Source organism: Poseidonocella sp. HB161398, assembly GCF_005870025.1.
Lineage (GTDB): Bacteria > Pseudomonadota > Alphaproteobacteria > Rhodobacterales > Rhodobacteraceae > Mangrovicoccus.
Window position 1 is genome coordinate 1 of the sequence record NZ_VATA01000081.1, and the last position, 21299, is coordinate 21299.

The 21299-nt window shown below is 69.0% G+C and carries 19 protein-coding genes and 1 pseudogene; 14 read left to right on the forward strand and 6 right to left on the reverse strand.

What is annotated here, in order from left to right; all coding sequences use genetic code 11:
* Both FGX59_RS32005 and FGX59_RS38990 read left to right on the forward strand, forming a co-directional pair.
* The coding region (locus tag FGX59_RS32005) for a transposase (protein WP_171060927.1) at window positions 1-250 on the forward strand (250 nt) is incomplete at its 5' end.
* Between the two features lie 64 nt (window positions 251-314).
* Window positions 315-644, forward strand: a pseudogene (locus FGX59_RS38990) (DDE-type integrase/transposase/recombinase); the annotation flags it as partial.
* 161 nt (window positions 645-805) lie between these two features.
* Here FGX59_RS38990 and FGX59_RS32015 read toward each other — a convergent pair.
* Entirely contained in the window at window positions 806-1735 is a 930-nt protein-coding gene (locus FGX59_RS32015; protein WP_138472056.1) for a LysR family transcriptional regulator, read from the reverse strand.
* A 195-nt stretch (window positions 1736-1930) separates the two neighbouring features.
* Between FGX59_RS32015 and FGX59_RS32020 the strand changes: the two genes are divergently transcribed.
* From FGX59_RS32020 to FGX59_RS32040, 5 genes are all read left to right on the forward strand, one after another.
* Window positions 1931-3214 (forward strand): ABC transporter substrate-binding protein, encoded by a 1284-nt coding sequence (locus FGX59_RS32020; protein WP_138472058.1) that lies wholly within the window; start codon window positions 1931-1933, stop codon window positions 3212-3214.
* Between the two features lie 10 nt (window positions 3215-3224).
* Window positions 3225-4160 (forward strand): carbohydrate ABC transporter permease, encoded by a 936-nt coding sequence (locus tag FGX59_RS32025; protein WP_138472086.1) that lies wholly within the window; start codon window positions 3225-3227, stop codon window positions 4158-4160.
* A complete protein-coding gene (locus FGX59_RS32030) occupies window positions 4153-5031 on the forward strand; it encodes a carbohydrate ABC transporter permease (RefSeq protein WP_171060928.1) in 879 nt (292 codons plus the stop codon). Before FGX59_RS32025 ends, FGX59_RS32030 begins: the two co-directional genes overlap by 8 nt.
* A gap of 18 nt (window positions 5032-5049) precedes the next feature.
* Complete coding sequence (locus tag FGX59_RS32035; protein WP_138472061.1) at window positions 5050-6120, forward strand: ABC transporter ATP-binding protein; 1071 nt, start codon at window positions 5050-5052, stop codon at window positions 6118-6120.
* 207 nt (window positions 6121-6327) lie between these two features.
* Window positions 6328-7623 carry a Gfo/Idh/MocA family protein gene (locus FGX59_RS32040; protein WP_138472063.1) on the forward strand — a complete coding sequence of 432 codons (1296 nt, stop codon included), beginning with the start codon at window positions 6328-6330 and terminating at the stop codon, window positions 7621-7623.
* A 16-nt stretch (window positions 7624-7639) separates the two neighbouring features.
* On the opposite strand, the gene FGX59_RS32045 is transcribed toward FGX59_RS32040, so the two are convergent.
* From FGX59_RS32045 to FGX59_RS32060, 4 genes are all read right to left on the reverse strand, one after another.
* Window positions 7640-9481: a calcium-binding protein gene (locus tag FGX59_RS32045; protein WP_138472065.1), complete on the reverse strand. Its 1842-nt coding sequence runs from the start codon at window positions 9479-9481 to the stop codon at window positions 7640-7642.
* A 119-nt stretch (window positions 9482-9600) separates the two neighbouring features.
* Window positions 9601-10770: a 23S rRNA (adenine(2503)-C(2))-methyltransferase RlmN gene (gene rlmN, locus FGX59_RS32050; RefSeq protein WP_138472068.1), complete on the reverse strand. Its 1170-nt coding sequence runs from the start codon at window positions 10768-10770 to the stop codon at window positions 9601-9603.
* Between the two features lie 66 nt (window positions 10771-10836).
* Window positions 10837-11829, reverse strand: coding sequence for a prolyl oligopeptidase family serine peptidase (locus tag FGX59_RS32055; protein WP_138472070.1), 993 nt, complete (start codon window positions 11827-11829; stop codon window positions 10837-10839).
* 73 nt (window positions 11830-11902) lie between these two features.
* Window positions 11903-12844, reverse strand: a complete 942-nt coding sequence (locus FGX59_RS32060) for a class I SAM-dependent methyltransferase (RefSeq protein ID WP_138472072.1) — start codon at window positions 12842-12844, stop codon at window positions 11903-11905.
* Window positions 12845-13077: 233 nt separating this feature from the next.
* Here FGX59_RS32060 and FGX59_RS32065 point away from each other — a divergent pair, with 233 nt between their 5' ends.
* The 7 genes from FGX59_RS32065 (at window position 13078) to FGX59_RS32095 (ending at window position 21016) form a co-directional block, all read left to right on the forward strand.
* The gene (locus FGX59_RS32065) at window positions 13078-14757 is read left to right on the forward strand and encodes a thiamine pyrophosphate-dependent enzyme (protein ID WP_138472074.1); all 1680 of its coding nucleotides are present in this window, start codon (window positions 13078-13080) and stop codon (window positions 14755-14757) included.
* Entirely contained in the window at window positions 14750-15562 is an 813-nt protein-coding gene (locus FGX59_RS32070) for an NAD(P)-dependent oxidoreductase (protein WP_138472076.1), read from the forward strand. Before FGX59_RS32065 ends, FGX59_RS32070 begins: the two co-directional genes overlap by 8 nt.
* Before the next feature lie 170 nt (window positions 15563-15732).
* The gene (gene ytfQ / locus FGX59_RS32075) at window positions 15733-16689 is read left to right on the forward strand and encodes a galactofuranose ABC transporter, galactofuranose-binding protein YtfQ (protein ID WP_138472079.1); all 957 of its coding nucleotides are present in this window, start codon (window positions 15733-15735) and stop codon (window positions 16687-16689) included.
* Between the two features lie 61 nt (window positions 16690-16750).
* Entirely contained in the window at window positions 16751-18262 is a 1512-nt protein-coding gene (locus FGX59_RS32080; protein ID WP_138472081.1) for a sugar ABC transporter ATP-binding protein, read from the forward strand.
* Window positions 18262-19299, forward strand: a complete 1038-nt coding sequence (locus tag FGX59_RS32085; RefSeq protein WP_138472083.1) for an ABC transporter permease — start codon at window positions 18262-18264, stop codon at window positions 19297-19299. Before FGX59_RS32080 ends, FGX59_RS32085 begins: the two co-directional genes overlap by 1 nt.
* A complete protein-coding gene (yjfF, locus tag FGX59_RS32090; protein ID WP_206078497.1) occupies window positions 19296-20288 on the forward strand; it encodes a galactofuranose ABC transporter, permease protein YjfF in 993 nt (330 codons plus the stop codon). The genes FGX59_RS32085 and yjfF overlap by 4 nt, the downstream gene beginning before the upstream one ends.
* Window positions 20234-21016, forward strand: coding sequence for a FadR/GntR family transcriptional regulator (locus tag FGX59_RS32095; protein ID WP_240722818.1), 783 nt, complete (start codon window positions 20234-20236; stop codon window positions 21014-21016). The genes yjfF and FGX59_RS32095 overlap by 55 nt, the downstream gene beginning before the upstream one ends.
* Window positions 21017-21081: 65 nt before the next feature.
* On the opposite strand, the gene FGX59_RS38305 is transcribed toward FGX59_RS32095, so the two are convergent.
* Window positions 21082-21299, reverse strand: a 218-nt coding sequence (locus FGX59_RS38305; protein ID WP_206078498.1) for a hypothetical protein, incomplete at its 5' end; no start/stop codon positions are given.

Below are 21299 nucleotides of genomic sequence, written 5' to 3' on the forward strand. Positions count from 1 at the left end.
CCCGGCCCAGCATCGCGTGAAGCTTCACAGCACGAACCCCATTGAGCGACTGAACGGCGAGATCAAGCGGCGCACCGATGTCGTCGGCATCTTCCCCACCGAGGCCTCCATCCGCCGCTTGGTTGGCGCGATCCTGATGGAGCAGACCGAGGAGTGGACCGTCCAGCGTGGCCGCTACCTGACGCTGGAAACGCTCGCCCCCGTCTGCGATGATCTCAATGTCAGCCTGCCTGCGGCGCAGCGCGACTGACCAGCTCGGCCCGCTTGAAAGCGCGAGGCCCGCGGTGAGCTACACCACCTCTCGGGACATCATCCCGAGGACCAGCAGGAAGCACCCCGAGCATCCGATATGCCATTCGCCATTGAGCTTGAACCAAAGGCGCACAAGGCCCGTCTTCTGAAGGACTTTCTCATCACCCGGCCGAACCAGGTCTGGCGTGCCGATACCAGCTGCATTCCGATGCGCCGGGGGCTTTCTCTGCCTGGTGGCCGTCATGGATTGGCACAGCCGGACGGTGCCGAGCTGGCGCTTGTCGAGTTCCATGGGCGCGGGGTTCTGCGTCGAGGCGCTCAAGGAGGCGCTGGAGAAATACGGCACGCCGAAGATACTCAACACGGACAGTCATGCGATCGATACCAGTTCCCGGGTGGTTTGACTCCAGCACTGATCGACCATCCGCTGGGTTGGTGCCGCAGGGCTTTCCGACGTGATCTGACCCTCATTCCGATCGACCCGCCTTGTGTCTTTCCCTGGAGCTGTCGATCATCCGGGAACGGCCCGCGGCGAACCGGGACCGCCTCAGGCTCAGCGCATCGGCGGCAGGCCGAGCGCGCGGAGCTTGCCGGAGAGCAGCGCGGCCATTTCGGCGACTTTCGGATCGCCGAGCGACTCGGCCATGACATAGATGCCGAGCGGCCAGGCGCGCTGCGGTTCGCCCGGCAGGGTCTCGATCTGGCGGATGCCCTGGCGCTCCAGATAGGGACCGAGCAGGACCGAATGGGTCAGTACCGCATCGGCCGCCTGCAGGTAGTCGAGGCAGACGGCGAGCGAATTCGAGGTGAAGGCATGGCCGTAGCTGCCCTGGGGCAGCACCGGCAGGGTCTCGGCATCTTCGGCCAGAAGCCGCTTCAGCCGCGTTTCCGAGGGCATGGCCAGCACGCTCGGCCAGCGGAAGATCTCGGCCACGCGGCGCGGCTGGCCGAGCAGCGGATGGCCCTCGCGGACGAAATAGCCGTCCTGGGACATGCCGACGGGCAGGAACTCCACCGCATTGGCATGGGCGAAGCCGGGGATCTGGTTGCCGATGAAAAGCGAGATGTCCCCGGCCAGCAGCTCGGACATGCAGCGCAGCGCGGTGCCGAGGCTGACATGGATCGGCGCCTGGGGATGGGCGCGGAACTGCTCCATGACGATGTCGCGCAGGAACAGATCCCAAGAGGAATAGCCCGAGCCGATGGCGATGCCGTGCTCGGCCTTGGCCTTCTGCCGCTCGATCCGCGCCAGGGCGTTGCCGTAGAGGCGGCGCATGATCAGCGCGTTCTCGTAGAGCATCTCGCCGGCCTCGGTGAGCCGCACCCCGCGCGAGGTCCGCTCGAAGAGCACCACCTCGAGCGAGTCCTCGAGCTTGCGGATGTTGTAGCTCAGCGCCGGCTGCGACACGGCCAGCACCTCGGCAGCGGCGAGGAAACTGCCGGCTTCGGCGATTGCCAGGAACTGTTCCAGCATCTTGTCCATCACCGGACTCCCGCGTTGTTATAAAGACGTTTTATATGATGGCCGAAAAATTGTATTTCATAAATAGAAAACCGGTTGCTAGCGTTCCTCCAGGCAGCCGCGCGTGAGGGGCGCGGCGCCGGCCCGGCCGATCCGGCAGAAAGACCGGAACGGCGGCGGGCGAGACACCGAAATCGTCCAGGGAGGAGACACCGGATGACGAAGGCATTGATCGACCGGCGCAGCGTGCTTGCCGGAGGGATGGGGCTTGCCCTGGCGGCGGGGTTCGGACCTGCCCGCGCGGCGGGAACGCCGATCCGCATGGTCTGGTGGGGCAACGAGGAGCGCGCCCGCCGCACCACCGAGGCGATCCGCGGCTTCGAGGCCGCCAGCGACGACATGGTCGAGGTGGCCACCGAATACATGGGCTGGGACGACTACTGGACCCGGCTGGCGACCCAGGTGGCGGGCGGCAACGCGCCGGACCTGATCCAGATGGATTACCGCTATCTCTTCGAATATGTCGGCCGCGGCACGCTGCACCCGCTGGACGAGTACCTGGGCGGCGCGCTGCAAATCGGCGATTTCGGCAAGGCGAATCTCGACTCCTGCTCGGTCGACGGCAAGCTCTACGGCGCCAATGTCGGGGTGAACGCCTTCGGCATGCTGGTCGATGCCGCCGCCTGGGAAGAGGCCGGGATGGAAGCGCCGGGCATGGGCACGAGCTGGGAGGCCTTCGCCGAGGCCTGCGCGGCCTTCAAGGAGGCCACGCCGCGGCGCCGCTTCTATGCCACCGCCGATACCAGCGGGCAGGGCAACAGCTTCGAGCTCTGGCTGCGCCAGCGCGGCAAGGGGCTCTATACCGAGGCCGGAGAGCTCGGCTATGACGCCGACGACGCGGGCGAATGGTTCGACTACTGGGCGAAGCTGCGCAAGGCCAAGGGCTGCGTTCCGGCCGATGTCCAGGCGCAGTTCAAGAACTCGCTCGAGACCTCGCCGATCACGCTTGGCACGGCGGCGACCGATTTCGCCTTCTCCAACCAGTTCACCGGCTACCAGGCGGTCAACAAGGCGGCGCTCGGCATGACGGCGCTGCCGGTGCTGCCGGAGGGCGCGCCGGGGCACTACCTGAAGCCTTCGCAGATGTTCGTGGTCTCGGCAAAATCGAAAGCGCCGGAGGCGGCGGCGCGGCTGGCCAACTACCTGGTGCGCGATCCGCGCGGCGCGCTGATCCTCGGGCTCGACCGCGGGGTGCCGGCCTCGCCCGCGATCCGCGAGGCGCTGCTGCCCGAGCTCGACGAGGCGCAGAAGAAATCCGTGGCCTTCATCTCGGAGCTCGGCGATCTGGCCGGGGGCCTGCCGCCGGCGCCGCCCAAGGGCGCGGGCGAGGCCTACGCGATCATGCTGAAGGTCAGCCAGGAAGTCGCCTTCGGGATGGTCGACCCGGCGGAGGGCGGGCGCAAGCTGGTGGAGGATTCCGCCTCCAGCCTGACGAGGTGAGCCGGTGACGATGGAAACCGCCACCACCGGCTGGGAGGAGGGGCAGCGCCCCGCCTCCCGCTTTTCGGAGGGGCTGCGGCGCAACCTGCCGGGCTACCTGTTCCTGTCTCCCTGGCTGATCGGGTTCTTCTGCCTGACGCTGGGACCGGCGCTCGGGTCGCTGTATCTCAGCTTCACCGATTACGACCTGCTCTCCGCGCCGCGCTTCACCGGCGTGGCGAATTACGTCCGCATGGCCACGGCCGATCCCAATTTCGGCGCGGCGATGCGGGTGACCTTCCTCTATGTCGCGCTGTCGGTGCCGCTGAAGCTGGCCTTCGCGCTCGGCGTCGCGATGATGCTGAACCGCGGGCTCAAGGGCCTGCCGGTCTACCGCGCGATCTTCTACCTGCCGTCGCTGCTGGGCGCCTCGGTCGCGATCGCGGTGCTCTGGCGGCAGCTCTTCGCCGCGGACGGGCTGGTCAACGACCTGCTATGGACCTTCGGCATCGAGGGGCCGAGCTGGATCTCGAACCCGAACTATTCGCTCTACACGCTGGTGATCCTGTCGGTCTGGCAGTTCGGCTCGCCGATGATCATCTTCCTCGCCGGGCTCCGCCAGATCCCGCATGACATGTACGAGGCGGCCAGCATCGACGGCGCGTCGAAGCGGCGGCAGTTCTTCCGCATCACCCTGCCGCTGCTGACACCGGTGATCTTCTTCAACCTGGTGATCCAGACGATCGACGCCTTCAAGGCCTTCACCCCGGCCTTCATCGTCTCGGGCGGCTCGGGCGGGCCGGTCAACTCGACGCTCTTCTACACGCTCTACCTCTACCAGGAGGCCTTCGGCTATTTCCGCATGGGCTATGCCTCGGCGCTGGCCTGGGTGCTGGTCGCGATCATCGCCGCCTTCACCGCGCTCTCCTTCCTGTCCACGAAATACTGGGTGCATTACGATGACTGACGCCGCCGCCCATGCGATGCCCGGCCAGGCGCCCGCCTATCCGGCGCTGCGCTCCGCGATCAGCCATGCCGTGCTGATGGCCGTGTCCTTCGTGATGCTCTACCCGATCCTGTGGATGCTGGCGGGGTCCCTGCGTCCCGCCGACGACCTCTTCGGCGGCTCGACCAGCCTGATCCCCTCGCAGGTCACCATCCAGGCCTACAAGGACGGCTGGTTCGGGCTGCAGTTCAGCTTCGGGCACTTCTTCCTGAACTCGCTAATCATCGCCACGCTGGCGACGATCGGCAACGTGCTGGCGGCCTCGCTCGCGGCCTTCGCCTTCACGCGGCTGAAATTCCGCGGCAAGTCGGTCTGGTTCGCGCTGATGCTGGGCACGCTGATGCTGCCCTACCATGTCACGCTGATCCCGCAGTACATCCTGTTCCTGAAGCTCGGCTGGGTGAATACCTGGGCGCCGCTGATCCTGCCCAAGTACTTCGCCGTCGACGCCTTCTTCATCTTCCTGATGGTGCAGTTCTTCCGCGGCATCCCGCGGGAGCTCGACGAGGCGGCGATGATGGACGGCTGCAGCCCCTGGCGGATCTACACCCGCATCATGCTGCCCCTGTCGCTGCCGGTGCTGGCGACCGCCGCGATCTTCTCCTTCATCTGGACCTGGGAGGATTTCTTCGGACCGCTCATCTACATCAGCGATACCGGGCTCTATACCGTGCAGCTCGCGCTGCGCTCCTTCATCGACAGCTCCGGCTCGACCAACTGGAACGCGCTCTTCGCGATGTCCGTCCTGTCGCTGATCCCGATCTTCCTGATCTTCCTCTTCTTCCAGCGCCTGCTGATCGAGGGCATCGCCACCACCGGCATGAAGCGCTGAGACACAAGGAGACTTGCCATGACCACCCCCATCCGCCTGCGCAATGTCGTCAAGCGCTATGGCCCGCTCGAGGTCATCCCGGGCATCGACCTGGATATCGAGCCCGGGCAGTTCACCGTCTTCGTTGGCCCCTCGGGCTGCGGGAAATCCACGCTGCTGCGGATGATCGCCGGGCTCGAGACCATCTCGGACGGCGACCTGATGATCGGCGGAGAGCGGATGAACGACACCCCCGCCTCGAAGCGCGGCATCGCCATGGTGTTCCAGAGCTACGCGCTCTACCCGCACATGACGGTCCGCAAGAACCTGGCCTTCGGGCTGGAGACGATGCGGATGAAGCGCGCCGAGATCGACCGGCGCGTCACCGCCGCGGCCGAGACGCTGCAGATCACCCAGCTGCTCGACCGGCGTCCCAAGGCGCTCTCGGGCGGGCAGCGCCAGCGGGTCGCCATCGGCCGCTCGATCGTGCGCGACCCCGACATCTTCCTCTTCGACGAGCCGCTGTCGAACCTCGACGCAGAGCTGCGCGTGCAGATGCGGGTCGAGATCTCGAAGCTGCACGAACGGCTGGGCAACACGATGATCTACGTCACCCATGACCAGGTCGAGGCGATGACCATGGCCGACCGGATCGTGGTGCTGAAGGCGGGGCAGGTGATGCAGGCGGGCACGCCGCTGGAGCTGTACAACAACCCGGCGAACCGCTTCGTCGCGGGCTTCATCGGCTCGCCGAAGATGAACTTCCTCGACGCGACCGCTTCGGAATCCGGGCTCGACGTGGCGGGGCAGAGCCTCGGCGGCCTGCCCGCAGCGCCCGCGTCCGGGCGGCTGACCTTCGGCATCCGGCCCGAGCATGTCGAGCTCGGCGGCGAGGGCGGCGCGTCGCTGGGCGAGGCGCGGGTCGAGCTGGTCGAGCATCTGGGCGGCACCACCGTGCTCTATGCCGTGACCCGCTCGGGCGAGAGCCTGAACGTCGTCGCCCCGGGCCAGCAGGGGATCCGCATCGGCGACGTGCTGCCGCTGCGGCTCGACCCGGCGAATGCCCATGTCTTCGCCGAGGACGGCACGGTGCTCCGGCGCCGCGCCTGACAAGGCAACCATCCCGGACCGGAACCTTCCTCCCCGGTCCGGCGGCGGCGCGGCAGAGCCCTCACTCCGCCGGTGCCGCCGGACCGTCCGCGCCCAGACTCCCGTGGCGCGGGCGGACCGCTCCCCTGTTCCGGCCCGCCCGCGGCGCCGGGCAGGGCCCCCATGTCCGACAGTGCGCCCCTGCACCTCCCGACCGAGAGATAGCCAATGAAATACGCCATCGTGGGGACCGGCTCCCGACACCAGATGTTCCGCAACGCCGTCGCCGGGACCTATGCCGCGCAGAACGACCTCGTCGGCCTCTGCGACGTCAATTCCCGCCGCCTGGCGCTGTCGGCCGCGGCCGTGCCCGATCCCGGCGGCAACGGCATCGCCACCTATCCGGCGGAAGACTTCCCGAAGATGCTGGCCGAGCAGAAGCCCGATACCGTCATCGTCACCGTGCCCGACGACCTGCATCACGACTATATCGTCGCGGCGATGCGCGCGGGCTGCGACGTGATCACGGAGAAGCCGATGACCATCGACCTCTCCAAGCTCAAGGCGATCCTCGACGCGCAGCGCGAGACCGGGCGGCAGGTGACGGTCAGCTTCAACTACCGCTACACGCCCGCGCGGACGCAGATCAAGGATCTGCTGATGTCCGGCGCGATCGGCGAGGTGACGGCGATCGACTTCCGCTGGCATCTGGACCGGGTGCATGGCGCCGACTACTTCCGCCGCTGGCACCGCTACAAGGACCGCTCGGGCGGGCTCCTGGTCCACAAGTCGACCCACCATTTCGACCTGGTCAACTGGTGGCTCGGCTCCACCCCCGACAGCGTCACCGCTCATGGCGCGCGCCACATGTACCGCCCCGAGACCGGCGACGCGATGGGGCTGGTGCCGCGCGGGCCGCGCTGCCATGCCTGCCCCTCGGCGGCGAAATGCCAGTTCCGCATGGATCTGGAGGCGGACGAGAAGCTCCGCAGCATGTACCTGGAGGCCGAGGCCGAGGACGGCTATCTGCGCGATGCCTGCGTCTTCGATCCGGACATCACCATCGAGGACACGATGCAGGTCCATGCCCGCTACCGCTCGGGGGCGCTGCTGAACTACACGCTGACCGCCTATTCCCCGTGGGAGGGGCTCGACATCACCTTCCAGGGCACCGAGGGCGAGCTGACCCACCGCCATGTCGAGGTGCATGGCGTCTTCGGCGGCCAGCGCGAGAAGGCGGCGGGGCGCGAGTCGATGACCACAGTGCTGCACCGCGCGGGCGAGCCGCCCCGGACGCTGGAGGTCTGGGAGGGCGAGGGCGACCATGGCGGCGCCGATCCGGTGATGCTGGGCTATCTCTTCGACCCGGAGGTCGCGCCCGACCGCTACGGCCGCGGCTCCAGCCATGTCGACGGGGCCTGGTCGATTCTGACCGGCATCGCCGGCAATGTCTCGATCGAGCGCGGCGAGACCGTCGCGGTGGGCGGCCTCCTGGCCGAGCACGGCATCACGCTGCCCTGCTGAGCCCCGGAGGCCCGGGTCAGATCATGTCGATCCGGGCCTCGAGCGCGGCCAGCTCCACGTCGCGCAGCACGAGCTCGGCGCCGTTGCCGAAGGCGAAATGCACGTCGCTGCCCTCCTGCGCGGCCCGGTCCAGCATGGCGGCCGCGCTCTGGCCGGTCCCGGCAAAGAGCAGCCGGTCAGCGCCGGGGTCGAAATCGGCGATGACATCGCGCGACCCGGCATTGACCGCCAGGTTGAAGACGAAGCTGTCGGCCCCGCCCTCGCCGGCCATCGTGTCATTGCCCAGCCCGCCATCGAGCCGGTCATTGCCGCGCCCGCCCCAGAGCCTGTCGGCGCCCGCATTGCCGTAGAGCTGGTCGGACTTGGCGCCGCCATAGAGCCGGTCGCCGTCGCGCCCGCCCTCCAGCAGGTCCCGGCCGTTGCCGCCCCAGAGCACGTCGGTGCCGTCATCGCCCTTCAGCCGGTCGTCGCCGGCCTCGCCATAGAGCGTGTCGTCGCCGATCCCGCCCGTGAGCTTGTCCCAGCCATTGCCGCCCCAGAGCTTGTCGTCGCCCGCCGCGCCCTCGACCCGGTCGGCGCCACTGCCGCCGTCCAGCCGGTCGCCGCCACGGCCGCCGCGCAGGAGGTCGGCGCCGGTCCCGCCGCGGATCTGGTCGCCGCCGATCCCGCCCTTGAGCGTGTCGCTGCCGCCACCGCCGAGCAGCCAGTCGCCATTGGCGCCGCCCTGCAGGCTGTCATCGCCGCCGCCCCCGGCCAGGTAGTCGCGCCCGGCCCCGCCGGAATACGCCGCGCCCTCCTCGCCGAAGATCGCGCGGTCCGATCCGTCCGTGCCGCCGGACGGAACCGCGCCGCCGCCGAAGATCGACAGGACATCGCCGCTGGCACCTTCGCTGGCGATCAGCGAGACCGAGGCGAGCGCCAGGCCCGCAGGCGGGGCGTTGTCCGCGATGAACCCGGCCAGGGTCGCGGCCTGCAGCCCGTTGGCGGCTTCCCATTCGGCGATGGTCGCGTAATCGGCCAGCTCGCCATCCTCGCTGGCCATCAGGCCGATGAGCTCCAGCCGGGGGCCGACGAACCGCTCCTCGATCGAGGTTTCCAGCGCGTCTAGGGCGCTGATCGTCCCGGCGAGCCCGGCCAGCCCGGAATGGCCGCTGTCGCTCAGCCACATCTCCGTCAGCATCAGGGCCGCGCCGGCGATGGTCTGCTCGAGATAGGGGATCTGGTATTCGGCAAGGTCGTCGTCGGAGGTGTCGAGCTCGACGGTCCGGTAGCCGCCGGGCAGCTCGTAGAGCAGGCTGCTCAGGCCAAGGCTCGTTTCCGCGTCGTCTAGATAGAGCTGCGCCTCCGCCTTCCGCATCTCGGGATTGGTGCCGTAGAACAGGTTGAACGGCTCGGGGGAGGACAGCCGCGACAGCTCTCCGCCGGTGATGTAGTAGGTCTGCCAGAAGGTGGCCGGCTGGTTGATGCTGGGATGCTGGACCAGCCAGTCGCGGTCGAGCCATTCGAGATAGGCCTCGGTCGGAAAGGTGTAGACCGCCGAAATCTCGGTCTTGTAGTAGTCCATCCCCATCCAGTCGCCATCCGGCGATCCGTTCGTCCAGTCCGAGGACTCGTCGGGATCGTTATAGGCGCCGTACCTGTACTCGCCGAGTTCGACGACGGTCTCCACGGCATTGCCGAGGGTCAGCGGCTCGTAGAATTTTTCGGGATCGGTATAGCCGAACTTCGTGCCGTAGACCGGATCATCATACAGGGTCTCGGGGAAGGGGGCTTCGCTATAGGTGACCTGGAACTCGACATAGAGACGGACCAGGGGCGAGCTGATGTCGCCCATATAGCGGGAAATCGAATAGGACACGGCAGAATTTCCTGAACTTGGCAATAATTTCGACGGGCCCCGCAGAAAAAGCAGAGCCCCCGGCCAAGTTCAAGAAAGTTAACGGGATCCGGATGGCAGGGCCCCCCGGCTGCCCGGAATTACAGCGCGACGCGCTCCCGGCGGGCGCGTTCGGTCGCGGATTTGAGCTGTCCGCAGGCGGCCATGATGTCCTCGCCGCGCGGCGTGCGGATCGGAGAGGAGTAGCCGGCCTTGTAGACGATGTCGGCGAATTTCTCGATCCGCTCCCAGTCCGAGCGCTCGTAGGGGGCGCCGGGCCATTCGTTGAACGGGATCAGGTTGATCTTCGCCGGAATGCCCGAGATCAGCTTGACCAGCCGCCGCGCGTCCTCGTCGCTGTCGTTCACGTCCTTCAGCATGACGTATTCGAAGGTGATCCGCTCGGAATTCGAGGCCTTCGGATAGGCGCGCAGCGCGTCCAGCAGCGTCTCGATGTTCCATTTCTTGTTGATCGGCACCAGGCGGTCGCGCACCTCGTCGGTGGTGGCGTGGAAGCTGACGGCAAGCTGGCAGCCGATCTCCTCGGCGCAGCGCGCGATCTCGGGCACGACGCCCGAAGTCGACAGCGTGATCCGGCGGCGCGACAGGCTGATCCCCTCGGGGTCCATCGCGATCTTCATCGCGTCGCGCACGTTCTCGAAATTGTAGAGCGGCTCGCCCATGCCCATCAGCACGATGTTCGACAGGAGCCGCGCCTCGTTCTTCGGCTTGCCGGGCTCGGGCCATTCGCCGAGATCGTCGCGCACCAGCATGACCTGGCCGATGATCTCGCCCGGGGTGAGGTTGCGGACCAGCTTCTGCGTGCCGGTATGGCAGAAGGAGCAGGTCAGCGTGCAGCCCACCTGGGACGAGACGCAGAGCGTGCCGCGGTCGGATTCGGGGATGTAGACAGTTTCGACCTCGTGGCCGCCCGCGATCTTGACCAGGTACTTGCGCGTGCCGTCGGCCGAGACCTGCTTCGAGACCACTTCGGGCAGCTCGATGGCGAAATGCGCCGCCAGCTCTGCGCGGAAGGTCTTGGCCAGGTTGGTCATCTCGGCGAAGTCGCGCACGCCGCGCTCGTAGATCCAGGCCCAGAGCTGGTTGACGCGCATCTTCAGCTGCTTCTCGGGCACGCCGATTTCCGCCAGCGCGTCGCGCAGCTTCTCGCGGGTCAGGCCGACAAGGTTCACCGGTCCCTCCGGAAGCTTCCGGGGGATGGTCAGAACGTCCTGGGTGATCGGCGCGGTTGCAGCGCTCGTGTCGGTCATGCGGCGACTCCTGGGTGGGCGAGCGCGAGTCGATAGCAGAAAACCGCCCCGTTGCCTAGCCCTAGCTCAAAGGCCCAGGCGGGCGGCCGCGGCGTCCAGCACCGCGGCATGGATCGCGGCGCGGTCGCTGCCTTCGGGGTCCCGGCAGAAGGCGATCTCGCCGGCCTCCTCGAGGATCGCCGGGCCCGCGGCGGTGCAGGCGGGCATCATGCTGTAATGCCAGGCCGGGGCCAGCCGGATCGTCTGGGCCTCGGGCAGCAGCGACAGGAGCCCGCTGCGGTCGAAATCGGAATCAAGCAGCCGGTCCGGACCCTCGCCGAGCCCGATCAGCGTCACCGGCACGTCCAGATCCGCCGCGGCCCCGGCTGGCAGGTTCCAGACCAGCCCGGGATCCACGGCGAACACGCCGGTCACCCGCGGGTCGCGGTAGGAGGCGGCGAAGGCCTGCGGATCGGCGGCGGCGATCCGGGCCCCGTCCTTGCGGATCGCGGCGCTGAGCGTCGAGGCCTCGCCATGCTCGGCGCAGAAGGCGGCCAGCCCCGGCAGCGCATTGCGCATCCCGCCGAGCGAGAGCGCGGTCCAGCCGCCATAGGAGAAACCCGCCGCCAGCACCCGGCTGCCGTCGAGATGCGGGGCGAATTGCGGCGCGGCCTCCAGCCAGTCGAGCGCGGCGGAGAGATCGCGGGCGCGGCTGCCATGGTCGAGCGCGCGCTGCATGTCGAAATCGCCGAAGGTGCTGCCGGGATGGTTGACCGCGGCGACGATGGCGCCCCGGGCGGCGAGCCCGGCCGCCAGCCAGGCCAGCGACCGCAGGTTGCCGCCGAGCCCGTGCGACAGCAGGACGACCGGGTGCCGGCCCGGCGCTGCGGCGGCATTGCGGACGACCTCCACCCCGTCGAAGACCGCATTGGCGCCGAAGCGGGCCGCGCCCTCTGCCGTCGCCGCCGGGTAGAACACCGCCAGCACCAGCCCCTCGGGCTGGTGGGGCGCCGCGAGCTTGCCAAGGTGCAGCCCGGCGGGCGCGGCGGTTTCGGGGGCGGTTTGTGGGGCAGGGCGCATGGTCTTGGTCCGTCAGTCGAAAGTCGCGCGCAGCCTGCCATGCCCCGCCGGGCGGCGGAATGCGGCGCGTCGCTCAGGCCGGAACCGCGTCCTCGCCATCGCCCTGTCCCTCGGTCTGCGGCACGGGCGCACCGGCCAGCACCACGAGCCCGGCAATGTCGGCGCCGCGGTCCTGGCGCAGCACCGCCTCTTCCAGCCGGATGCCGGTGAAGCCCGCCGCCTCCAGCACGTCGCGGAGATAGGCCGCGGAATGGGCGAAGCGGCGGCTTTCGCGCAGCGTGAGCGGCGCCTCGCCTTTCTCGACGGTGAAGGCCAGCACCCCGCCCGGAGCGAGTGCGCCCGCGCACCAGGCGAGGATCCGCTCCAGCGCGCCGAGATAGATGAAGACATCGGCCGCCAGGATCAGGTCGTAGCGCTCGGGCCCGATCTCGAGCTGCGAGAGGTCGCGCTTCTCCAGCGCGTCGTAGATGCCCTTTTCGCCGGCCAGGGCCAGCATGCCCGCCGAGATGTCCCAGCCGCCGAGCCATCCGCAATGCGGTCGCAGCACCTCGCCCGCAAGGCCGGTGCCGCAGCCCAGGTCGATGGCGCGCCCGAAGCGGCGCCCGGGCAGGGCGGCGGCGAGGAGCGCGGGCGCGCGGTAGCCGAGCTGGTCGACCAGCGAGGTCTCGAAGCGCGGCGCGTACTGGTCGAAGAGCGCCTCGACGAAGGCCGGGGGCACGGCCTCGGCCACGGGCACGGCGCGCAGCAGGTCGCGCTTCATCCCGGCGCCGAGCAGATCGGCGGGATCGGCGGCCACGGCGCGGTCCCAGGCCGCGGCTGCGGCGGCGCCATCGCCTGCCGCCTCGTGCCATTCGCCCAGCCGGTACCAGCCGGCCGCCCAGCCGGGGACGAGCGCCATCGCGTCGCCCAGCACCTCGCGCGCGGCGGCGAGGTCGCCCGAGAGCGCCAGGCCCTCTGCGAATTCCAGGCGGCGGTCCACGTCCAGCCGGCCCGAGCTCACGCATCTTGCGGTCATGTCTCAAACTTCCGAAGGGGCTGGCCGTCGGGTGCGGGCCGGAATTTCCCGCATCCCCGCGCCAGCGCAGGCCGCACCGCGGTACCGGGTGCGCTCCGGCCGATAGCCGAGCGCGCAGGATCCGGTCAAGAGGCCGCAAAGCGCCGCCGCCGCGGCGCCGGAGGCGCGGCAGGCCTTGCGGGCCGGGCGCGGCTGCGGCAGCCTCGGGGCGAGGATGCAGCGGAGGACTCCCGATGACGATGAATGGCGGCCGGCTTCTGGTCGAAAGCCTTGTGGCGCTCGGCGCGCGCAAGGCCTTCGGCGTTCCCGGGGAAAGCTACCTGGCCGTGCTCGACGCGCTGCACGACACGGCGGGCGTTCTGGACTACGTGCTGTGCCGCAACGAGGGCGGGGCGGGCTTCATGGCGGCGGCGTGGGGCAAGCTGACCGGCCAGCCGGGCATCTGCATGGTCACCCGCGGCCCCGGCGCCACCAATGCCTCGATCGGGGTGCATACCGCGCTCCAGGACAGCGCGCCGATGATTCTCTTCGTCGGCCAGGTCGGCACCGACATGAAGGAGCGCGAGGCCTTCCAGGAACTCGACTACCGCGCGGTCTTCGGGACGATGGCGAAATGGGCGACCGAGATCGACCGGGTGGAGCGCATCCCCGAGATCCTGTCGCGCGCCTGGACCATGGCGGTCTCGGGCCGGCCGGGCCCGGTGGTGATCGCGCTGCCCGAGGACATGCTGACCACGCTGACGGACGCCGCGCCGCTGAAAGGGCCGGTCGAGATCGCCGAGCCGCATCCCGCCCCGGCGGCGATGGCCCGCGCGCGCGAGATCCTGGCGGAGGCGAAGCGGCCGCTCATCTTCTACGGCGGCTGCAACTGGCGCGGCGAGGGCACGGTGCCGATGCAGCGCTTTGCCGAGGCCTCGGACATCCCGGTCGTCTCGGTCTTCCGCTACCAGGACCGGTTCGACAACGGCTCGCCGGTCTTCTGCGGCGAGGCTGGTGTCGGCATGGCGCCCGCGGTGAAGCGCCTGGTCTCGGAGGCCGACGTGATCCTGGCGGTGAATGCGCGCTTCGGCGAGAACTCGACCGAGGGCTACACGCTGCTCGACGTGCCGCAGCCGAAGCAGCGGATCATCCATGTCCATGGCGACTCCGGCGAACTGGGCAAGGTCTACATCCCCGAGCTTGCCATCCAGTCCGGCCCGAACGCCTTTGCCGCCGCGCTTGGCGCGCTGGCGCCGGTGGCGGGCGCCGATCCCGCCTGGCGGGCGGAGGCGCGCGCCGCCTGGGAGGCCGGGTTCGACCTGCCGGATCTGCCCTCGCCGGTCGATATGGGCCAGGTCTGCGCCCATCTGCGCCAGGTGCTGCCGCCCGACGCAGTCATCACCAACGGGGCGGGGAATTTCACCGTCTGGCCGGGCAAGTTCCTGCAGTACCGCCCGGGCATGCGCCTGCTGGCGCCGCAATCGGGGGCGATGGGCTACGGTCTGCCCGCCGCGATTGCCGCCAAGGTCGCCGATCCCGGGCGCACCGTGGTCTGCTTCGCGGGGGACGGCGATTTCCAGATGAACTCGACCGAGCTCGCTACCGCGCTGCAGGCCGGGGCGCAGCCGATCGTGCTGATCCTCAATAACGGCATCTACGGCACGATCCGCGCGCATCAGGAGCGGCACTATCCCGAGCGGGTCTCGGGCACGACGATGGAGAAGAACCCCGATTTCGTCATGCTGGCCCGCGCCTACGGCTTCCATGCGGAGAAGGTGGAGGAGACCGCGGATTTCCCCGCCGCCTTCGCGCGGGCGATGGAGTGCCCCGAGGGCGCCGTGCTGGAGCTGGCGATCTCGCCCGAGGCGCTGACGCCGCGGGTCAGCCTCAGCCAGATGCGCGACGCCGCGCTGAAGGCCCGCGCCGATGCCTGAACCGCGCTTTTCCCGGCTGCTCCTGACCGGGGCGGCCGGGCGGCTGGGCAGCGAGCTGCGCCGCGGGCTGGCGCCGCTGGCAGCCGAGATGCGCCTGGCCGACCGCAGCGGGATCCGCGATCTCGGCCCGCGCGAGACGGCGATGCAGTTCGACCTGGCCGACGAGGCCGCCTGCCTCGAGGCCTGCCGGGATGTCGACGCGATCGTGCATTTCGGCGGCACCCCGGTCGAGGCGCCCTGGGAGGAGATCCTCGACAGCTCGATCCGCGGCTCCTACCACATCTACGAGGGCGCGCGGAAATGCGGGGTGAAGCGCGTCGTCTACGCCTCCTCGGTTCATGCGGTGGGCTATCACGGCATGGAGGACCAGATCGACGCCGCCGCGCCGGTGCGGCCGGACGGGCTCTACGGCGTGTCGAAATGCTTCACCGAGGCGCTGAGCCGGCTCTACTGGGACAAGTTCGGCATCGAGAGCGCGTGCCTGCGGATCTTCTCCTCCTTCCCCGAACCGGGGGACCGCCGCAACCTGTGGTCCTGGCTGAGCTTCGCCGATTGCGTGCGGCTGGTGACGGCGGGGCTGACCGCGCCGCGGGTCGGGCACACGATCGCCTTCGGCCTGTCGCGCAACGCCGTGGTGCCGGTCGACAACCGGCTGGCCGGGCATCTGGGCTTCGTCCCCGAGGACAGCGCCGAGCCCTTCCGCGCCGCCATCGAGGCGGCCACGCCCCCGGCCGATCCGCAGGCGCCCTCGGTCAAGTTCCTCGGCGGCCGCTTCTGCGAGATCGGCCACCCGTCGGACGGCTAGCCGGGCCGCCTCCCATCCGTCGCGACACGGGCCGGGGCCGCAGGGCGCCGGCCCGTTTTGCATGTCCGGGCCTCTGCCGCCGTGGCGGCAGGCGGGGAGGAATCGCTTGCAAAAGTCATAAAGTAATACTTAACTCGGGGCATAAGAATACGAAGACTAGGGAGGAAGACATGACATTCAAGGCGACGCTCCTTGCGGGCGCCGTCGCCCTTGCCCCTATGGCAGCGGTGGCGGATGACGACCTGACCATCGGCTTTTCGCAGATCGGCTCGGAATCGGGCTGGCGCGCGGCCGAGACCACGGTGACGCGGCAGCAGGCGGAGGCGCGCGGGATCGACCTGAAATTCGCCGATGCCCAGCAGAAGCAGGAAAACCAGATCAAGGCGATCCGCTCTTTCATCGCCCAGGGCGTGGACGGCATCCTGCTGGCGCCGGTGGTGGCGACCGGCTGGGACGACGTGCTGGAGGAGGCGCAGGACGCCGAGATCCCGGTGATCCTGATGGACCGCACCGTCGATGCCGACGAGAGCCTCTACCTGACCGCCGTGACGTCGGATCTGGTGCATGAGGGCCAGGTCGCGGGCGAATGGCTGGCCAAGGAGATGGACGGCCAGCCCTGCCGCATCGTCGAGCTGCAGGGCACCACGGGCTCCTCGCCCGCGATCGACCGCAAGGCCGGGTTCGAGCAGGGCATCGAGGGCCATGACAACCTGGAGATCGTCCGCAGCCAGACCGGCGATTTCACCCGCTCGCAGGGCAAGGTGGTGATGGAGAGCTTCCTCAAGGCCGAGGGCGGGGCGAATATCTGCGCGCTCTACGCCCATAACGACGACATGGCCGTCGGCGCGATCCAGGCGATCAAGGAGGCCGGCCTGGTCCCGGGCAAGGACATCCGCATCGTCGCCATCGACGCGGTGCCCGATGCGCATCTGGCCATCGCCAATGGCGAGATGAATGCCACGATCGAGCTGACCCCGAACATGGCCGGCCCCGCGCTCGACGCGCTCGAGGCCTATCTGCAGAGCGGCACCCAGCCCGCCAAGTGGATCCAGACCGAGTCGCGCCTCTACACCGCCGCGGATGACAACATGGCGGTCTACGAGGAAAAGAAGAGCCTCGGCTACTGACATCCCGATCCCCGTCCCGCGCGGCGCGGCTGCGCGGGACCCTGTAGCGGAGGAGCCTGCCATGACCGATCCGGTCCGGCCGGTGCTGCATGCGCGCGGCATCACCAAGTTCTTTCCCGGCGCCATCGCGCTTGCCGATGTCGAGCTGGCCCTGCATCCCGGCGAGGTCCATGCCCTGCTGGGCGAGAACGGCGCCGGGAAATCCACCCTCATCAAGTGCCTGACCGGCGCCTATGCCTGCGATGGCGGGGTGGTCGAGCTCGACGGGCAGCTCGTCGATCCGGGCTCGACCCAGGAAAGCCAGAAGCTGGGGATCGGCACGGTCTACCAGGAGGTCAACCTGCTGCCGAACCTGACCGTGGCCGAGAACCTGTTCCTCGGGCGCCAGCCGACCCGCTGGGGGATGATCTCGCGGCGGCGCATGGCGGCGGAGGCGGCGGAGGTGCTGGCCGGATACGGGCTGGATATCGACGTGCGCGAGCCGCTGTCGCACTATTCCGTCGCGGTGCAGCAGGTCGTCGCCATCGCCCGCGCCGTGGAGATGTCGGGCCGGGTGCTGATCCTCGACGAGCCGACCGCCAGCCTCGACCAGGGCGAGGTGGAGCTGGTCTTCGACGTGATCCGCCGCCTGAAGGCGCGCGGGCTGGCCATCGTCTTCATCACCCATTTCCTCGACCAGGTCTTCGCCATCTGCGACCGGGCCACCGTGCTGCGCAACGGCCATGTGGTCGGCACGCGCGCGCTGGCCGACTGCGCGCCGCGCGACATCGTCCACCTGATGCTGGGCCGCCAGCTGGAATCCGAGGTGCGCGAGCGCCATGGCGGGCAGGGCGGCGAGGTCCTGGCCGAGATCGACGGGCTGGGCCGGCGCGGCATGATCGAGCCCTTCTCGATGCGCATCCGCCAGGGCGAGGTGATCGGGCTGGCCGGGCTGCTCGGCGCCGGGCGGACCGAGACCGCGAACCTGATCTTCGGCGCCGTGCAGGCGGACCAGGGCGGCGTGCGGCTGCGCGGCCGGGCGCTGAGCCTGAAGGGGCCGCGCGACGCCATCGCCGCGCGCTTCGCGCTCTGCCCCGAGGACCGCAAGACCGACGGCATCATCGGCGACCTGTCGGTGCGCGACAACATCATCCTGGCGCTGCAGGCGCGGCAGGGCTGGGCGCGGCCGATCCCGCGCGCCAAGGTCGAGGAGATCGCCCAGGGCTATGTCCGCGCGCTCGACATCCGCGCGGCCAGCCTCGATATGCCGATCCGCCTGCTCTCGGGCGGCAACCAGCAGAAGGCGCTGCTGGCGCGCTGGCTGGCGACCGAGCCCGAGCTCCTGATCCTCGACGAGCCCACCCGCGGCATCGATGTCGGTGCCCATGCCGAGATCATCCAGCTGATCGAGCGGCTGCGCGAGGAGGGCATGTCGCTGATCGTCGCCTCTTCCGAGATCGAGGAGCTGGTCGCCTATTCCACCCGCGTCATCGTCCTGCGCGACCGCGTCCAGGTGGCGGAACTCGAGGGCGGCGAGATCACCGCCGGAAACATCGTCCGCGCCATTGCCGACGAAGACAGGGAGGTCGCCTGATGGCCGCGCCCCATGCGCCGCTGCGCCGCCTGGCGCCGCAGATCATCATCCTTGCCGCCGTGCTGGCGCTGAACCTGGCGGTCTTCCCGGATTTCTTCCGGATCGAGTTCCAGAACGGCCGGCTCTTCGGCAACCTGATCGACGTGCTGAACCGCGGCGCGCCGACCGCGCTGCTGGCGATCGGCATGACGCTGGTCATCGCCACCCGCGGCATCGACCTGTCGGTCGGCGCGGTGATGGCCATTGCCGGGGCGGTCGCCGCCAAGATCGTGGTCGACGGCCATGGCTGGGGGACCGCGCTTCTGGGCGCGCTGGCGGCGGGGGGCGCCTGCGGGCTCTGGAACGGGGTGCTGGTCGCCTGGCTGCGGATCCAGCCGATCGTCGCCACGCTGGTCCTGATGGTGGCGGGGCGGGGGGTCGCCCAGCTCGTGACCGAGGGCACGATCCTGACCTTCCTCAACGAGGGGCTGATCCATCTCGGCGCGGGCACGATCCTCGGCATGCCGACCCCGGTGGTGATCTGGATCGCGCTCGGCGCGGGCGTGACCTGGGCGGTGCGGCGCACCGCGCTGGGGCTGCTGATCGAGGCGATCGGCATCAACGAATCCGCCTCGCGGCTGGCAGGCATCAACGCCAAGGTGCTCTTGACCTGCGTCTACCTGGTCTCGGGGCTCTGCGCCGCGCTGGCGGGGGTGATCGTCGCCGCCGACATCAAGGGGGCGGACGCCAACAATGCCGGGCTCTGGCTGGAGCTTGACGCCATCCTCGCAGTGGTGATCGGCGGCAATTCCCTGCTGGGCGGGCGCTTCTCCATCACCGCCTCGCTCCTTGGCGCGCTGATCATCCAGTCGGTCAATTCGGCGATCCTGCTTTCGGGCATGCCGCCGGAATTCAACCTGGTCATCAAGGCGCTCATCATCCTGGTGATCCTCGTCATCCAGTCGCCGCGGATCGGCCACTGGCTCTACATCCTGCGCGCCAGCGGAGGAGACCCGGCCCCGCGCCGCAAGACCCCGGTGAAGGAGACCGCGCGATGATCCGCTCCACCAGCCTGCCGCTCTACGTCACCCTGGCGACCTTCGTCATCGCCTATGCGCTCTGCGCCTCGGCCTATCCGGCGATGCTCTCGACCCGGGTGGCGGCGAACCTGCTGACCGACAACGCCTTCCTCGGGATCGCCGCGGTGGGGATGACCTTCGTCATCCTCTCGGGCGGGATCGACCTGTCGGTGGGCTCGGTCATCGCCTTCACCGGGGTCTTCCTGGCGGTGCTCCTGCGCGACACCTCAATCCATCCGCTGGCGGCCTTCGCGATCGTGCTGGCGCTGACCACCGGCTTCGGCGCGGCGATGGGGGCGATCATCCACCATCTGGAGATGCCGCCCTTCATTGTCACCCTGGCGGGGATGTTCCTGGCGCGCGGGGCGGCCTATGTCCTGTCGGTCGACAGCGTGCCGATCACCCACGAATTCTACGACTGGCTGCAGGACATCTACTGGAAGGCGCCCTCGGGCGGGCGGTTCCGCCTGACCGGCGCGCTGATGGTGCTGACCTTCCTCGGCGGGATCCTGGTCGCCCACCGCACCCGCTTCGGCCAGAATGTCTATGCCCTGGGTGGCGGCGCGCAGACCGCGCGGCTGATGGGCGTGCCGCTGGGCCGCACCACGATCGGCATCTACGCGATCTCCGGCGGGCTCTCCGGGCTGGCGGGGATCGTCTTCTCGCTCTACACATCTGCGGGCTACTCGCTGGCCGCGGTGGGGGTGGAGCTCGACGCCATCGCCGCGGTGGTGATCGGCGGCACGCTCCTGACCGGCGGGACGGGCTTTGTCGCGGGCACCTTCTTCGGCATCCTGATCATGGGGCTGATCCAGACCTATATCGTCTTCGACGGGACACTTTCGAGCTGGTGGACCAAGATCGTCATCGGAGCCCTGCTCTTCACCTTCATCCTGCTGCAAAAGGGCCTGACTTGGGCAACGACACTCCGCAGAAGACCGGCACCTGGCTCGCCCATGCCCTCATGAGCCTGGCCACGCCGGAGGGCAGGGCGGCGCGGGCCTCGAGCCATACCGATTTCGTGGTCGAGCAGCTCGGCCGCGCGATCGTGGCCGGAGAGTACCCGCCCGAGACGATGATCCCGCTCGATCCGGATCTCTGCGAGATGTTCGACGTGTCGCGCACCGTCGTCCGCGAGGCCAAGAAGACGCTGATCGCCAAGGGGCTGATCCAGTCCAAGGCCAAGGTCGGCACCCATGTGCGCGATGCCGAGTCCTGGAACATGTTCGACGAGGATGTCCTGCGCTGGCATGCCGGGCTGAGGAATGCCGGGGCCTTCTATGACGAGCTCTTCGAGATCCGGCTGATCTTCGAGCCGGCCGCGGCGGAGGCGGCGGCCAAGCGCGCCAATGCCCAGGGCTGCGACCGGCTGTTCGAGCTCTCCGACGCGCTGGCCGGGGCGGCGAGCCGGGCGGATTTCGCTGTCGCGGATTACGAATTCCACCGCCAGGTTCTGCGGCTGTCGGGCAACCGGTTCCTGCTGTCGCTCGGCGACATGGTGCAGACGGCGCTCTATTCGCTCTTCCTCGCCGAGGCGAACCGCTTCTTCCCCGAAGGTGCCCAGGCCGTGGCCGACCGCCACCGCGACATCGCCTCGGCCATCTGCCGCGGCGCGCCCGGCGAGGCGCGCCAGGCCATGCAGCGCGTGATCGAGGACGGCTATGCGCGGGTGAATGGCGGCAGCCTGGCGGGCTGAGCGCGCCTCCTCTACATGTAGTGTCTTCCCGTCTATTCTGCCCGATTTCTGGACTTTCCGTTTGGTCAGGGCAATTTTTTCGGGTTTCGTGCGAGAATCGAGTTGCGGGTGTCGGGAGGTTTCTCTAGAAGGCCCTTCACCGACGGGGCGGCGACGCTCCGGGGCGCTGGACGGGCCGCTGAGGCGGGCCGGACGGCGGAGAGATCAGGGTGATTGGCGAGCGGGTCGCGTCGGAAGATTGACGCCTCCTGCCGGTTTTTGCCTCCGGTGTCTTGGTAAATGG